The following is a 13517-nucleotide window of genomic DNA, read 5'->3' as shown; positions in this document are numbered from 1 at the left end:
GCGGCCGACCTCATCGGTCGTCAGGTGAGTTGAGCGAGGATATCGTCGACGACACTTGGGACAGTACCCGCCGTGTCGATATTGATGCCGATGGGAAGATATTCCCGGGTATGATGGTAGCGGAGCACCAGCGCCCGCTCGGCCGGCTCGAAGCCCGGCTCATTTGGCCGCCCATCCAGTCGTCGGTTCAAGGTCTCAACGTCTATGTCGAGCACGAAAACCTTATCGAACAGGTCCAGGAATTTGTGGAAATTGCGCGAGCCGCCACAGAAGAAAGTGGCAGGATGGGTGGTGTCGGCAGCAATAGCGCGGACCTTGTCGACAAGCCAGATCCAGTGGGCGTATCCCCAAACGATGCGGTCCGCGCCTTCGGGTGGTCCTGCGAGTGCCTGGCCCGTCTGGGGGTCGCCGACATAGGCCAACACCCGGTCACCATGGACGACATGGTAGCCCCGCCGCTCCAGTTCGGTAGCGACAGACGTTTTCCCAGTGCCGGAACCGCCTTCGATCAGATAGTTCTTGATTCCCATAGGCGCCGCTTATCATGGACTTCGATCTGGTGAGAAGACACTCTACCTAAGAACGCTTCGCCAAAGAAATGACGGCCCCTCTCACTGCTCACGTACGTTTTCCGAGCGGCCAATCCTTGGCCGAAGGGGGGATTTTGAGGATGCGCTGGAACTAGCGGAGCATACCGAGATTTGACATTGTGCGGCCCCGCATCCAGCGGGGCCGTACTACTCGGCGCGAATGTTCTCGCCTGAACAATTCGACCGAGCTGCTTTGCGCCCCCTTGTCGGCCACAGAGGGGATCTTTGCCTTCGCCCGGAACCCGACATTGCGGTGACCACCTGGAGTTCATAGTCGCGCCACAATCGACCGTTCCCGCAAGTTCTATGTGCGTCACGCCCGACTCGCCCGAACGCTCAGCCACCGATCATGGGGCTTTCCGACGCACCGACGCACCTCGCTGACGATCCAGCCGGCGTCTGTCAGTGCGGAGCGCAAGGCAGACTCGCGCCAGTACGTCTCGACGTAGCGCCGGGGCGCTGCAGCACTGCCGTGTGTGGACACATCCTCGCCTTCGCCCTCTCTAACCGAGGCGTGCAATCGGCCACCGGTCCGGGTCGCCTCGGCAAGCCGTCCAAGCACCGTACCGAAATCCTCGCGCGCGACATGAATCAGGCAGGCACAGGCCCAGATCCCGTCGTACGGCGTGCCGGGACGCTGCGGGTCGGCCAAGTCTTCGATCAACGGGTCCAACAGGTCGGCTTCGAAGCCACTTTCGCGAAGCAGTTCGACGAAACCCTTTGCAATGTCGGTGCGCCGGACGCTCATTCCCCGCTTCTCAAGCTCAAGTGCATCTCGCCCGCCACCGCTTCCGATCTCCAGCACCCTGCCCGAGCCGCCCAGCTCGGTCACGAACGCATCGATCTCTGTCGCGACCCATTCGGGCATCGCCGCGGCCTCCGCAGCGTACTCCGCCGCGACCGTATCATAGGACCGCACGGTATCCAGGTCGGTGCTCATCCTAGCGCTCCTCCTTCAAGACAAGAGGCCTGATGAGCGAGAGGCCTATCAGCCCGTTGCGCCCTTCACACTTCGGCAGTTGGTGACACCGCGGGCGATTTGCTTCCCAGCTTTAGCAGAAATGCGGTCGGAGACACCACCGACCGAGCCAATGCTGCCGGGCGGCAATGCGCTTCCTTCTCGGTCATAGAGGCAATTGTTGCCGCTCCCCGAAAGCGGCCATAGCATTGGTTTGACGAGACGACATCTGTGCGCCATGTGTGGACGTCGGCTCTCGTCGGCTTCATCGACTTGGGACGAAGGCGATCAAGAACGAGCACATGGTTCCAGTTCAGCACATGGCTCGAGTTCATCGTCGACGGGCGAAAGCAGCTTTTTCTTTCTAAGCTGAGGTAGTCCGGACAACGCGGAGCAGCGGTACTGTGCCTTGGCCGTTGGACCACAGCCCCAAGCTGTCATCAACAACACTTGAACGTCTGTCAGAATTGCAAAAAGTGTGCATAATTGACAAATGAGAACAATCAGTTGTTGATACTGATCGCGAAGAGGTTGGGAGCCCTCTTCTTCAACTGAGCAGACTACCAGGAAATGCAGGGAGAATTCGACAACAATCCAGGGAGGAAGAACAATGAACAAAAAGGCAGTATCGCGTCGAGAGTTGCTGGGAGCATCTACGCTCGTTGGAGTAACCGCAGTTGGGGCTCTTGCCGCCCCGGCCGTGCTGGCCCAGGCACCCACCGTCATTAAAATGCAAACATCCTGGCCCGCGTCGGACATCTGGATGGATTTTGCCCGCCAGTACGTCGAACGGGTCGAACGAATGTCCGGCGGACGCCTGAAGTTCGAACTAATGCCTGCCGGTACGGTCGTCGGCGCGTTTCAGGTGCTCGACGGCGTCAACGATGGCGTGATCGACGCAGCCCACACCGTTCCGGTCTATTGGTACGGAAAGCACAAGGCAGCTTCCCTCTTCGGTACCGGGCCGGTATTTGGCGGCAGCGCAACCACCATGCTTGGATGGTTCCATCAAGGTGGCGGCAAGGATCTCTACCGAGAACTCACCCAGGACATCATGGGGCTGAATCTTTACGGCTTCTATGGCTTCCCGATGCCCGCGCAGCCGTTCGGCTGGTTCAAGAACCAGGTCGCGACCGTGAACGACGTCAACGGCCTCAAATATCGCACGGTCGGGCTCGCCGCCGATCTCATGCAGAATATGGGCATGAGCGTCGCTCAACTTCCGGGCGGCGAGATCGTGCCGGCAATGGAGCGAGGTGTCATCGACGCCTTCGAGTTCAACAATCCCTCCTCTGACCTACGGTTTGGTTCGCAGGATGTCGCCAAAAACTACATGCTGTCGTCCTACCATCAAGCGAGCGAATCTTTCGAGTTCCTCTTCAACAAGGATGTGTTTGACGACCTTCCCGACGATCTGCAGGCGATCCTGGAATATGGCGTGGAGGCAGCAAGCACGGCGAATACAGCGTCCGCGATGGACAACTATTCAAGCGACCTTCGAAAACTCCAGGCCGAACATGGCGTGACCGTGCACCGCACTCCAAAGGAAATTCTGGATGCGCAACTGAAGGCCTGGGATGCGATCATCCCCACGCTTGAAGCGGATGCGTTCATGAAGAAGGTACTCGACAGTCAGCGGCAGTGGGTGGAGAGGGTCGTGTACTACGAATTGATGAACTCCGCCGATCTCGCACTCGCCTATGAGCACTATTTCCCCGGAAAATTGAACCTCGGAAAATAGATGGTGAAGGCCCGGTATTTCCGGGCCTCGTCCCTCATCGAGGTTAGGGAGGCGCTTGCATGCTCCGTTACATTGCATTCGCCGACGATTTGTCGGCGTGGTTCGGCAAGGTGTTCGCGTGGGGGATACTCATCATGGCCTTCGGCGTCGGCTATGAGGTTGTTGCACGCTACCTCTTTCGCGCGCCGACCCCCTGGGCCTTCGATCTGAGCTACATGCTCTATGGAACGATCTTCATGATGGCGGGAGCGTATACCCTCTCGCGTGATGGCCATGTGCGCGGCGACTTCATCTACCGGCTCTGGAAACCGCGCACGCAGGCCAGGCTGGAACTGGTGTTGTACTTCATCTTTTTCTTTCCCGGTATAACCGCGCTGGTGTTCTCGGGCTGGAAATATGCCGCACGCAGTTGGGGCTACCTGGAGGTCAGTTCCAACAGTCCCGCCGGTGTGCCGATCTTCCAGTTCAAGGCCGTGATCGTCGCCGCCGGCATTCTCCTGTTCCTGCAGGGCGTGGCGCAGGTCTTCCGCTGCATTCTCTGCATAAGGACGGGCGAATGGCCGAAGCAGGCCGAAGATGTCGAAGAACTGGAAAAGGTACTACTGGAAACAAAAAGCCTGGACGTGCTCAAGTCCGAGGACGAGGGTTTCCTTCCGTCGCGGGAACTTGACGCTGGACGTGAACCACGGGATCGGGACGCTCAATGACGGATGCACATATCGCCGTCGGGATGCTCCTCATCCTGATCCTCACCATCTTCCTCGGTTTCCCGGTGGCGTTCACCTTGATGGCTCTGGGTGTCGGCTTCGGATACTATGCCTATTACGATGCCGGCCGCATGTGGCGCGGCTATGACCGCGCGCTCGAATCCGGCGGCGATGCCTTTACACTGGCGCAGACCTGGATCGGCGGTTTCTTCAACAACCGGATCTTCGATCTGTTCGTCAACCAGACCTACTCGGTCATCCAGAACGACGTGCTGACGGCTATCCCGCTGTTCCTGTTCATGGGCTACATCGTCGAGCGCGCCAACATCGTCGATCGGCTGTTCTCGACGCTATTCAGCGTCACGCGCCGGGTGCCCGGCTCGATGGCGGTCGCCGCCCTGGCCACCTGCACACTCTTTGCCACGGCAACCGGCATCGTCGGGGCCGTGGTGACGTTGATGGGACTGCTCGCCCTACCAGCGATGCTGAAGGCAAAGTATGACGTGCGCTACGCGACGGGCGTGATCTGCGCGGGCGGCACGCTCGGGATCCTGATCCCGCCTTCCATCCTGCTGATCGTCTATGCGGCCACCTCCGGGATCTCGGTTGTCCGAATGTATGCGGCGGCGCTCCTGCCCGGCCTCGCCCTGGCCGGGTTTTATCTCATCTATGTCGTGGTGCGAGCAATCCTGCAGCCGCAACTGGCGCCGCGGCCAACGAAAGAAGATGTGGGCGAGCACACGCCGGTCCAACTCGCCTGGATGATGCTTACATCCTTCGCGCCGCTCGCCTTTCTGATTCTTGCGGTGCTGGGTGCTATTCTCTTTGGCCTGGCAACGCCGTCGGAAGCCGCCGCAATCGGCGCATTGGGGGGACTGGCGCTTGCTGCGGCCTATCGGGCGCTGACCTGGCAGCGACTGAAGGAGTCGGTGTATCTGACGGCGCGAACGACCGCGATGGTCTGCTGGTTGTTCGTCGGTTCGGCGACCTTCGCATCGGTATTCGCCTATCTCGGCGGCCAACAGTTCATCAGTGACTTCGTGACCGGCCTGGACATGTCGCCGCTGATGTTCCTGATCCTGGCCCAGATCATCATCTTCATTCTCGGCTGGCCTCTGGAATGGACTGAAATCATCGTCATCTTCATCCCGATCTTCATTCCGCTGCTGCCGCATTTCGGGATCGATCCGCTGTTCTTCGGTATCCTCGTGGCAATCAACCTGCAGACGGCCTTCCTATCACCACCCATGGCGATGTCGGCATACTACTTGAAGGGCGTCTCGCCTCCGCATGTCAAACTGACAGACATCTTCCGCGGCATGATGCCGTATATGTTGATCGTCATTCTCTGCATGGTGGTCATCTATCTGTTCCCGAGCATCGTCTACATGCTGCCGAATCTACTCTATGGAGTACAGAGATGACGCAGTGTCTGGCCAATTCCGAAAGGATAGACCGATGAACAGAAGCCGGTTTTTTGCAATATTTGCATTCATGACGCTTGTCGCGTTCTGCGCGGTCATCCTGGCGTTTGTTCCACGGTTCGATTTGGCCGCTGCACTGCTGATCGGGATTGTCCCTGCGGGGTACGACATCTGGGATCAGCTCTTTCGGCGACGCCCGTCGAAATCGTCTGGTTAGACTGCAATCGTTCAACCGCCGCCCTTTCGTGACGGCAATCCGCTGCAAAAAGCCCGTTCGTCCATCGACCTACGGGCTCTTGGCTTGGAAATTGATCACCCATGGCCCCTCCCTGTGAAAGCAGGCACCGTCGTTACGCGAACTTCCGGTTAACTCGCGTCGAGAAGGCGTCGGTGCGCGAAGTCCGCGATGAGCGCCAAATCGAGCCGTACGTCATACTCGTGGTCTACGACTGCTCCGGGCCGATCCCGGACCTTCGCACCGAGGCCTCGCATGTCCGCTTTCGTGCTAGGTGTCCTCGCAGCGGACGGTCCGCCGTCGGCCCCGTAGCGGCCGTGTACCCAAGCCGAGCCGATGTCCGTTGTTGGTGCAAGCCGGTCGAAGACATGCGGCGCTGTAGAGATGCCGCCTTTGCACTAATCTACTTCCCGCCCGCGGAAGGGTCGCCCATTATCGGCCACTTGTTGAGGTCTTGAAATCAGCTATCTCAAGCCGGAAAATATCTGGAACGTTGAGGAGCACTCGATGACGAAGCACCGCATCTATTTCATCAGCGTCGCAAGCGTCTATCCCCACTATGTCGCCAAGGCAGAGAAGAAGGGACGCACGAAGACAGAGGTCGATGAAATCATCTGTTGGCTGACGGGGCATAGCCAGCAGAGCCTAAACGACCAGTTGGCTGAGAAGACCAACTTCGAGGATTTCTTTGCGCAAGCGCCTCAGATGAATCCCTCCCGATCGTTGATTACGGGCGTGATCTGCGGCGTCCGCGTGGAAGACATCCAAGAAACGACGATGCGGGAAATCCGCTATCTGGACAAATTGATCGACGAACTCGCGAAGGGGAAAGCGATGGAGAAAATCCTGCGGAAATAGCCGGGAAACCGTGTCGCGGCAGTACCCGCAATCACCCGCGATACGCGCACAGAATCCGGCACCGTTTCGTCCAGGAATGACGAATGTTCACTGTCTCGGAGCGAGGCCATCGAGCAGGAAGTCGAGGCCCTTCCTGAAAGCGCCGTCCCAATCATTATCCAGCAGCAGACGGGAGCGTTCGATCGTCGGGTAGTGTTGGCTGAGACCCGTCAGGCGCTGCTGCGCGGCCGCCCTGTCGTCGTCGGAGAGGTCGAAGTTCGCCCGGGTGATGGTCGCGCCGAGCACAAAGTTCCAGAGCGACCATATCGCGACGTTCAAATCCGCATCGGCGACACCGGCTCCGGACAAGGTCTTGCTCAGCAGTTCCAGGCGACTGAGGATGTTCGGGCCGAGCGCCCGGCGCGGCAGCAGCGATGCCGACCAGGGATGGCGCAGCATGCTGGCGCGCCAGTCTTCGAGCATATGCACGACCTCCCCGCGCCAGTCTCGAGACTCGACGATGTCAGACGGTCCGCGATATTCGAGCACCGAATCCAGCGCCAGATCGAAGACCTCCTCCTTGTTGCCGACGTGCCAATAGAGGCTCATCGCGCCCGAGCCGAGGCGATCGGCCAGCCGGCGCATCTTCAATCCGTCGACACCCTCGGCGTCCAGCAGGTCCACTGCGGTCGCCACGATCCGCTCCAGGGAGAGAGGCGGCTCACTGCGCTGCTCCTGCCCGGACTGGGGTGACGCACCTCTCCGCCCAGACCCTTTGCTCCCAGCGCCGCTGCGTTTGGCTGCCATTCGTCTTCCTTTACTCATCAGAACGTCGATCTAAGCCGACAATGCTGGGAATGTCGATGCCGGCCGATTGACTCGTACGGCGTACGATGCAATTTAATCGTACGCCGTACGAGTCAATCATATGGCGATAAGGTTCCATCCTGCAGGCCGCGAGGATCCGTCGCTCGCAGCCCTGAGAAGCCAGGAGAAGTCATGTCACGCGCAATCAAACATCTCATTATCGGAGGACTCATCATGACCATCAGCGTTCCCACCGCGGCGACAGCCAATGAGGACGATCTCAAGTTGACCATCGTCAATCCGAAAAACCTCTACGACCCCTCGCCGAATGGCTACAGCACGGCGGTGATCGTGCCCCGCCAAGGCCGGCTGGCCTATATCTCCGGACAGGGCGGCCAGGACGGTACGGGGGCCTTGTCGCCCGACTTCGCCGTCCAGGTGAAGCAGGCCTATGCGAATTTGCACACCGCCCTCGATGCGCTCGGCGCAAGGCCGGATCAGGTCGCCAAGCTGACGGTCTTCGTGGTCGATCACGATATGTCCAAGCTCGAAGTGTTGACCAGGAACGTCAAGGACATGTTCGGCGAAGCACTGCCGGCGCAGACGCTGATTCCCGTTCCCAAGCTTGCCATCGACCCCATGCTTTTCGAGGTCGAAGCCGTCGTCATTCTGGAATAGCGGCGGCGACGGATCTGCGCAATTTTCGGATTTTCCGGGTGGCGTGCCAAGGTCAGTCGGGCGCGCCACGTTCGTTTTATCGATGGCCATTGACCAACGGCCTGCGATGTGCGCCTCTCATTGCTTGCACAAGGAAAATCCCATGCTCAAGTTTCTGCTCGCCCTCTCGATGGGTGTTTTTTGCGTCTCGCCGCTTCAGGCCGGCGACGTCACTCCCGTTACCAAGAGCTGCCAGCCGGGGGCAAAACAGGCGCAATGCGAGCGATGGGTCACGGATATCAAGAAAGCCGTCGAGCTGGCCTATAAAGGCGACCACGGTGCGCAGGTGACCGTTGCCTTCTGCCTGTCCACCGGTTGCCATGGTGCTGTCGCCATCGACAAGGTCGCCTCCTGCAGCTGGCATCTCGTCATCGCCAATTCCGGTTCCACGACAGTGCTCGACAGTTCGAACACCAGGAACACCTGCCGGCCGATGACGGCAGCTGAGAAAGACGAAGCCCGCGCGCTGGCGAGCGATCTCGTCCAGAAGATCTACAAGCGGCCCCTGGTTAAGACCGACCAGATGTAATCTGCCGGCTCACGGCTTGCGGCGCAACGCCTGCGTGAAAATAAATCCCATTGCTCTCCGGGCTTTCGCCGCTATTCTCCACCCAAAGAAAATCGGGCCAAAGAAATCGGCCAAAGAAATCGGGAGGACCACTGATGATCCTGCACTGCGTATTCCTGCGGCTGAAGACCGCGATGACGACCGACGACAAGCAGTCGCTGTTTGCGGCGATCGTCGCCCTGAAACAGCTCATTCCCGGCATATTGGATATCAAATACGGGCCGAATGTTTCCCCCGAGGGCTTGCATGGCGGCTTCGTCGACGGGTTTGCCGTGACCTTTGAAAGCGCCGAAGCCCGGGATGCCTATCTCATCCATCCCGAGCACGTGACCGTGGGCGAGCGCATCGTCTCGTCGACGGATGGAGGTCTCGCCGGCATCCTGGTCTTCGACCTTAATTTGTGAGAATGCATAAGAAGCCGATTTATCGATGTTGCACGACCGCGTGTTACCGTGCACGCATGTCGCCCCTGCCGTCAGCGTGAGCGGCCGTCTTTCATGGACAGCAGTCGGCTTTAAGGAAGTGGCTAGCAAAGGTTTACGACCAGCTGCCGTCCGCCACTGCTGTTCATCCTGCTTCGACGGGACGGAGAGCCGTCCGGGGTCAATCGCATCTACCGACTGTATCGCGAGGAAGGTCTTTCCGTGCGCAAGCGGAAAGCCAGGCGGCGTGCTGGCGGCACGCGTGCGCCGATCCTCGTCGAAGCAAAGCCAATGCCCGCTGGTCATTGGATTTCGTCAATGACCAGTTCGCCTGCGGCAGACGCTTTCGCGTGCTCCACATTGTCGATGACGTGACGCGGGAATGCCTGGCAGCAATCCCCGACACCTCGATCTCCGGTCGTCGTGTCGCGCGAGAGTTGACAGCACCGATAGAACGGCGAGGAAAACCGGGAATGATTGTTTCCGACAACGGCACCGAACTAACATCGAGCGCCATCCTCGCTTGGTCAAAGGACCACAAAGTCGAGTGGCACTACATCGCGCCGGGACGGCCAATGCAGAACGGCTATGTCGAGAGCTTCAACGGCCGTATGCGCGGCGAGCTGCTCAACGAGAGCTTCTTCCTCGGCCTTGAACATGCCCGAAGCGCCATTGCCGAATGGGCGGACGATTACAATAATTTCCGTCCGCACTCATCGCTCGGATACCAGACCCCGGCAGACTATGCCGGGATCATCGGCGCAACCGGCTCCAACGCTGCGCAAAATGGAAGCTCCGCGTTTCCGCCGGTTGCTACCACCGCGCCAATTGGCGGCTCAAAACCACCGAGGCTCTAATCGCAGCCGGATGAAAGTTCAGTGGCAGGTCACGCATGATCGAGTTGGGCGGAACTTTGCCATACGCCTCCATAGGATGCGGCAAGCCATTTCCAAAAAGTTGATTTGACAACCACCCGCGCCGAGGTTGCTTTAGTAATTCATAATATTCATCCTAACAAATTGGCTAGGGAGGAAACAATGGAAGCCGTCAATCGTAGAACCATGCTCGCACTCGGTCTTACAACGGCCGCAACGCCACTGATCGCCTGGGCGACGCCAGCAGCCGCCCAGACTTACGGCCCCGATGAGGGCGAGGAGATCGGACCCGGTGTCAGAGTTGTCGCGCTCGGTGAGCGGGCTTCGGTCATACCAGCTTACAAAATGGTGAAACTGCGGGATGTTGTTATCCAACCTGGGGCGAAGACGCCGGACAACATGATGAAGAACGACATGCTCTGCCATATGACTGAGGGAGAACTTTCGGTCGTTCAGAACGAAAAAAAGTTCACGGTCAAGAAGGGCGATGTTTGGACCTGCGCTAACGCCGATACGACGGAAGGCACCCAGAACACGAGCAATTCGGTCGCGATCATGCGGGTCATCGATTTGATGACCGCATAAGGAGGCGACGCGCGGAAGTGGGCGATTTATATGCAGGAATGTCCACTTTTGGCAGAAAACCACCTATCAGGACTTTCGAAGCGTTTCTGTAGAGGGGCAGCTTCAGGCCCCAAGCTGGCCGCAGGCTCAGCCTGCGGCCAGCCGAGATCCTCAGCTCGATTTCGCCATGGCGGTGGCGAGCTGGTCGACATTGTACCGGAACATCTTTTCATAGGTCGGCGCCGGCCCCTTGGCGTCGGACAGGGATTCGACATAGAGCTCGCCGCCGGGCTCAGCACCGGTTGCCTTGGCGACCTGCTTGACCAGGCGCGGATCGTTGGAATTCTCGAAGAAATAGGCCTTCACATGCTCGCCCTTGATCTGCTCGATCAGCTTGGCGACGTCGGCGGCCGATGCCTCGCTCTCGGTGGACAGACCGAGCGGCGCCAGGAAGCTGACATTATATTCGCGGCCGAAATAACCGAAGGCATCATGGCTGGTCAGCACCTTGCGGCGATCGTCGGCCACCTTGTCGAATTTCGCATGGGCATAGGCGTTCAATTCATCCAGCGTCCTGGTGTACTTCTCGGCATTGGCCTTGAAGGCGGCGGCGTCAGCGGGATCGGCCGATGACAGCGCCTTTTCGATATTGGCGACCCAGATCTTGACGTTGACGGGGCTGTTCCAGACATGCGGGTCGGTGATTTTTTCGCCGTCCTCTTCCATCGTGCGGGTGTTAATGCCGTCGGAAACGGTGACCGGCTTGCCCTTATAACCCGAGGCGGTGATCAGCCGGTCCATCCAGCCTTCCAGCCCCTCGCCGCTGACGAAGGTGACTTCAGCCGCGTTCAAATTCTTCGCGTCGGCCGGCGACGGCTCGAATTCATGGGGGTCGCCATTCGGCCCGACGAGACTCGTCACCTTGACGTGCTCGCCGCCGACCTGCTTGACGACATCGGCAAGCACGGTGAAGGACGCCACAACCTTTAGCGTCTCGGCGGAAGCGGGCATGGCCGACAGCGCCATCAAAGCGGGGATTGCTGCGGAGAGAAGCAGTCTGTGCTGTGTCATCGAAGTCTCCTTGATATCAGCCCTTTAGATGCGGGCGGGGAAAGAAGCGCCGGGCCAAGCCGGAGGGCGCGAAAAGAATCGAAAAGCCGTAAAGGATCGCCGCCGTCATGATGATCGTCGGGCCGGAGGCGAGCTCGAGATGGTAGGAGGCGATCAGGCCGAGATAGCCGGATGCGGCAGCACTAACGGCTGCTATCGCCATCATCACCGGCAGACTGCGCGACCAGAGCTGGGCAACGGCTGCCGGCAGCATCATCAGGCCGACCGCCATCAGCGTGCCGAGCGCCTGGAAGCTGGCGACGAGGTTCAGCACCACGAGCAGCAGGAAGAGCACGTGATAGACCGGCCCGCGCCCACCGACGGCACGCAGAAAACCCGGATCGAAACATTCGGCCACCAAAGGCCGGTAGATGAAGCCGAGGATGACGAGGGTCAGCGAGGTGATCGCGCCGATCAGATAAAGGGCGGGCGCATCGATCGCCAGGATGGTGCCGAAGAGCACATGCAAGAGATCGATATTCGAGCCGCGCAGCGAGACGATCAGCACACCGAGCGCCAGCGATGCGAGATAGAAGCTGGCAAAGCTCGCATCCTCCTGCAGCACGGTCATCCGGCTGACGGCGCCGGACAGCAGTGCCACCGACAGGCCGGCGATCAGACCGCCGAGGCCCATCGCCGTCAGCGACAGCGAGCCGGCGACGAGGTAACCGATCGCAGCCCCCGGCAGCACGGCATGGCTCATCGCGTCGCCCATCAGGCTCATGCGCCGCAGCATCAGGAAGACGCCGATCGGGCCGGAACCGAGCCCGAGGCAGAGGCAGGCGACGAGCGCGCGGCGCATGAAACCGTAATCGGCAAAGGGCGCCAGGAAGAGATCGTAAGCCGTCATGCCGCCGGCGCCTGTTCGGGTGCGCAGGCATTCGCATCCTCATCCCAGCGCTCGGCCATGGCGCGGGCCTTCAGGAGATTGACGGAGGACATGACGTCTGCGGTCGCACCCCAGCCGACCAGCTCGCGGGCAAGCAGCAGGGTTTGCGGGAAATGCGCGCGAACCAGCTCGAAATCGTGCAGCACGGCAATCACCGTGCGGCCCTCGCCGTGCCAGCGGGTGACGATATCGACGAGATCCCTGGTCGTGCGGGCATCGATTGCCGTAAACGGCTCGTCGAGCAGGATGATGCCGGCATCCTGCAGCAGCAGCCGGGCAAAGAGCACGCGCTGGAACTGGCCGGCCGACAGCGACCCGACATGGCGGCGGCCGAAGCCTTCGAGCCCGACGGCCGATAGCGCCTCGCCCGCCCTTTTCACCTCGCCGGGCGCGATGCGGCCGAAGGCGCCCGTCTTCTTCCAGGCGCCGAGCATGACGGTGTCGATGACCGAGATTGGAAAGCGCCGGTCGATTTCGGCCGCCTGCGGCAGATAACCGAATTCCGCCCGCCCCAGCCGGTGCTCGACCCTGCCTTCGGCCGGGCGAAGCTCCCCCATGATCGCCTTCAGCAACGTCGACTTGCCCGCCCCATTCGGCCCGGCAATCGCCGTCAGGCTGCCTGAGGCGAAGGCGCCGGAGACATGATGGACGGCGGGGTGCCTGCTATAGGCGACGGTCAGATTCTCCAGACGGATCAGCGGCGTCATGGCAAGAGAACCGCCCAGTGGATCGCCAACCAAAGGACGGCAATGACCAGCGCCATGCCGATCACCCTGGATAAAGCCGACTGTCCCAGCAGGCTGACGGAGGGGCGGTCGGGGCGTGGGGGCATGGGGCATCCTACAATGTAATAACATTACGGTTATGTTATAACGATTGCGGCAAGATTGAGGCGGGAGGAACGACCGCCGGCCATTCAGGCCATTGGATCTAGCAAGGAGCAACGTTGCGGCGCGTCCTTCGAGGCTCCGGCCTTCGGCCTCCGCACCTCAGGATGAGGGAGGTTGGAGGGTGGCGCGACCTGGCTTCCGCCTTGCCCTTCGTCCGGGCGTCGATGATCGACTGAGAGGCAC

The 13517-nt window shown here is 60.1% G+C and carries 16 protein-coding genes and 1 pseudogene; 10 read left to right on the top strand and 7 right to left on the bottom strand.

What is annotated here, in order from left to right:
• Positions 1 to 20: 20 nt before the first annotated feature.
• A complete protein-coding gene (locus B5P46_RS07925; protein ID WP_129418197.1) occupies positions 21 to 530 on the bottom strand; it encodes a nucleoside kinase in 510 nt (169 codons plus the stop codon).
• Between the two features lie 373 nt (positions 531 to 903).
• Positions 904 to 1530 carry a class I SAM-dependent methyltransferase gene (locus B5P46_RS07920; RefSeq protein ID WP_129418196.1) on the bottom strand — a complete coding sequence of 209 codons (627 nt, stop codon included), beginning with the start codon at positions 1528 to 1530 and terminating at the stop codon, positions 904 to 906.
• A 628-nt stretch (positions 1531 to 2158) separates the two neighbouring features.
• On the opposite strand from B5P46_RS07920, the gene B5P46_RS07915 reads away from it, so the two are divergent.
• The 5 genes from B5P46_RS07915 (at position 2159) to B5P46_RS07895 (ending at position 6513) form a co-directional block, all read left to right on the top strand.
• Positions 2159 to 3289 (top strand): TRAP transporter substrate-binding protein, encoded by a 1131-nt coding sequence (locus B5P46_RS07915; RefSeq protein ID WP_129418195.1) that lies wholly within the window; start codon positions 2159 to 2161, stop codon positions 3287 to 3289.
• A 59-nt stretch (positions 3290 to 3348) separates the two neighbouring features.
• Positions 3349 to 3996 (top strand): TRAP transporter small permease subunit, encoded by a 648-nt coding sequence (locus tag B5P46_RS07910; RefSeq protein WP_011649261.1) that lies wholly within the window; start codon positions 3349 to 3351, stop codon positions 3994 to 3996.
• Complete coding sequence (locus B5P46_RS07905) at positions 3993 to 5420, top strand: TRAP transporter large permease (protein ID WP_020047374.1); 1428 nt, start codon at positions 3993 to 3995, stop codon at positions 5418 to 5420. The genes B5P46_RS07910 and B5P46_RS07905 overlap by 4 nt, the downstream gene beginning before the upstream one ends.
• 34 nt (positions 5421 to 5454) lie before the next feature.
• On the top strand, positions 5455 to 5637 hold the full coding sequence (locus B5P46_RS07900; protein ID WP_129418194.1) for a hypothetical protein: 183 nt from the start codon (positions 5455 to 5457) through the stop codon (positions 5635 to 5637).
• A 525-nt stretch (positions 5638 to 6162) separates the two neighbouring features.
• Entirely contained in the window at positions 6163 to 6513 is a 351-nt protein-coding gene (locus tag B5P46_RS07895; RefSeq protein WP_129418193.1) for a DUF2200 domain-containing protein, read from the top strand.
• 87 nt (positions 6514 to 6600) lie between these two features.
• Here B5P46_RS07895 and B5P46_RS07890 read toward each other — a convergent pair whose 3' ends face one another.
• Positions 6601 to 7299 carry a TetR/AcrR family transcriptional regulator gene (locus B5P46_RS07890; RefSeq protein ID WP_129418192.1) on the bottom strand — a complete coding sequence of 233 codons (699 nt, stop codon included), beginning with the start codon at positions 7297 to 7299 and terminating at the stop codon, positions 6601 to 6603.
• A 192-nt stretch (positions 7300 to 7491) separates the two neighbouring features.
• On the opposite strand from B5P46_RS07890, the gene B5P46_RS07885 reads away from it, so the two are divergent.
• The 5 genes and pseudogenes from B5P46_RS07885 (at position 7492) to B5P46_RS07865 (ending at position 10466) form a co-directional block, all read left to right on the top strand.
• Positions 7492 to 7977 carry a RidA family protein gene (locus B5P46_RS07885; RefSeq protein ID WP_129418191.1) on the top strand — a complete coding sequence of 162 codons (486 nt, stop codon included), beginning with the start codon at positions 7492 to 7494 and terminating at the stop codon, positions 7975 to 7977.
• Between the two features lie 142 nt (positions 7978 to 8119).
• Positions 8120 to 8545, top strand: a complete 426-nt coding sequence (locus tag B5P46_RS07880) for a hypothetical protein (protein WP_129418190.1) — start codon at positions 8120 to 8122, stop codon at positions 8543 to 8545.
• A gap of 134 nt (positions 8546 to 8679) precedes the next feature.
• Positions 8680 to 8988 (top strand): Dabb family protein, encoded by a 309-nt coding sequence (locus B5P46_RS07875; protein ID WP_129418189.1) that lies wholly within the window; start codon positions 8680 to 8682, stop codon positions 8986 to 8988.
• Positions 8989 to 9147: 159 nt separating this feature from the next.
• Positions 9148 to 9877 (top strand): annotated as a pseudogene (locus B5P46_RS07870) (IS3 family transposase); the annotation flags it as partial.
• Positions 9878 to 10043: 166 nt separating this feature from the next.
• Positions 10044 to 10466: a hypothetical protein gene (locus B5P46_RS07865; protein ID WP_129418188.1), complete on the top strand. Its 423-nt coding sequence runs from the start codon at positions 10044 to 10046 to the stop codon at positions 10464 to 10466.
• Positions 10467 to 10616: 150 nt separating this feature from the next.
• Here B5P46_RS07865 and B5P46_RS07860 read toward each other — a convergent pair whose 3' ends face one another.
• From B5P46_RS07860 to B5P46_RS35260, 4 genes are read right to left on the bottom strand one after another with little or no spacing between them, the layout of a single operon-like run.
• Positions 10617 to 11516 (bottom strand): metal ABC transporter solute-binding protein, Zn/Mn family, encoded by a 900-nt coding sequence (locus B5P46_RS07860; protein ID WP_129418187.1) that lies wholly within the window; start codon positions 11514 to 11516, stop codon positions 10617 to 10619.
• Positions 11517 to 11532: 16 nt separating this feature from the next.
• Positions 11533 to 12405: a metal ABC transporter permease gene (locus B5P46_RS07855; protein WP_129418186.1), complete on the bottom strand. Its 873-nt coding sequence runs from the start codon at positions 12403 to 12405 to the stop codon at positions 11533 to 11535.
• Positions 12402 to 13151, bottom strand: coding sequence for a metal ABC transporter ATP-binding protein (locus tag B5P46_RS07850; protein WP_129418185.1), 750 nt, complete (start codon positions 13149 to 13151; stop codon positions 12402 to 12404). The genes B5P46_RS07855 and B5P46_RS07850 overlap by 4 nt, the downstream gene beginning before the upstream one ends.
• On the bottom strand, positions 13148 to 13276 hold the full coding sequence (locus B5P46_RS35260) for a hypothetical protein (protein ID WP_281022438.1): 129 nt from the start codon (positions 13274 to 13276) through the stop codon (positions 13148 to 13150). The genes B5P46_RS07850 and B5P46_RS35260 overlap by 4 nt, the downstream gene beginning before the upstream one ends.
• Between the last annotated feature and the right edge of the window lie 241 nt (positions 13277 to 13517).

The sequence above is a fragment of the Rhizobium leguminosarum genome (assembly GCF_004123835.1).
GTDB classification, from domain to species: Bacteria; Pseudomonadota; Alphaproteobacteria; order Rhizobiales; family Rhizobiaceae; genus Rhizobium; species Rhizobium leguminosarum_M.
This window is presented reverse-complemented; position numbering and strand designations above follow the sequence as displayed.

What these genes read in the sequence shown, in the direction of transcription:
- B5P46_RS07905 (WP_020047374.1), top strand. Translation starts at nt 3,993, where the DNA reads ATGACGGATGCACATATCGCCGTCGGGATGCTCCTCATCCTGATCCTC.
- B5P46_RS07925 (WP_129418197.1), bottom strand. Translation starts at nt 530, where the DNA reads ATGGGAATCAAGAACTATCTGATCGAAGGCGGTTCCGGCACTGGGAAA.
- B5P46_RS07850 (WP_129418185.1), bottom strand. Translation starts at nt 13,151, where the DNA reads ATGACGCCGCTGATCCGTCTGGAGAATCTGACCGTCGCCTATAGCAGG.
- B5P46_RS07900 (WP_129418194.1), top strand. Translation starts at nt 5,455, where the DNA reads ATGAACAGAAGCCGGTTTTTTGCAATATTTGCATTCATGACGCTTGTC.
- B5P46_RS07865 (WP_129418188.1), top strand. Translation starts at nt 10,044, where the DNA reads ATGGAAGCCGTCAATCGTAGAACCATGCTCGCACTCGGTCTTACAACG.
- B5P46_RS07915 (WP_129418195.1), top strand. Translation starts at nt 2,159, where the DNA reads ATGAACAAAAAGGCAGTATCGCGTCGAGAGTTGCTGGGAGCATCTACG.
- B5P46_RS07875 (WP_129418189.1), top strand. Translation starts at nt 8,680, where the DNA reads ATGATCCTGCACTGCGTATTCCTGCGGCTGAAGACCGCGATGACGACC.
- B5P46_RS07910 (WP_011649261.1), top strand. Translation starts at nt 3,349, where the DNA reads ATGCTCCGTTACATTGCATTCGCCGACGATTTGTCGGCGTGGTTCGGC.
- B5P46_RS07885 (WP_129418191.1), top strand. Translation starts at nt 7,492, where the DNA reads ATGTCACGCGCAATCAAACATCTCATTATCGGAGGACTCATCATGACC.
- B5P46_RS07860 (WP_129418187.1), bottom strand. Translation starts at nt 11,516, where the DNA reads ATGACACAGCACAGACTGCTTCTCTCCGCAGCAATCCCCGCTTTGATG.
- B5P46_RS07880 (WP_129418190.1), top strand. Translation starts at nt 8,120, where the DNA reads ATGCTCAAGTTTCTGCTCGCCCTCTCGATGGGTGTTTTTTGCGTCTCG.
- B5P46_RS35260 (WP_281022438.1), bottom strand. Translation starts at nt 13,276, where the DNA reads ATGCCCCCACGCCCCGACCGCCCCTCCGTCAGCCTGCTGGGACAGTCG.
- B5P46_RS07890 (WP_129418192.1), bottom strand. Translation starts at nt 7,299, where the DNA reads ATGGCAGCCAAACGCAGCGGCGCTGGGAGCAAAGGGTCTGGGCGGAGA.
- B5P46_RS07855 (WP_129418186.1), bottom strand. Translation starts at nt 12,405, where the DNA reads ATGACGGCTTACGATCTCTTCCTGGCGCCCTTTGCCGATTACGGTTTC.
- B5P46_RS07920 (WP_129418196.1), bottom strand. Translation starts at nt 1,530, where the DNA reads ATGAGCACCGACCTGGATACCGTGCGGTCCTATGATACGGTCGCGGCG.
- B5P46_RS07895 (WP_129418193.1), top strand. Translation starts at nt 6,163, where the DNA reads ATGACGAAGCACCGCATCTATTTCATCAGCGTCGCAAGCGTCTATCCC.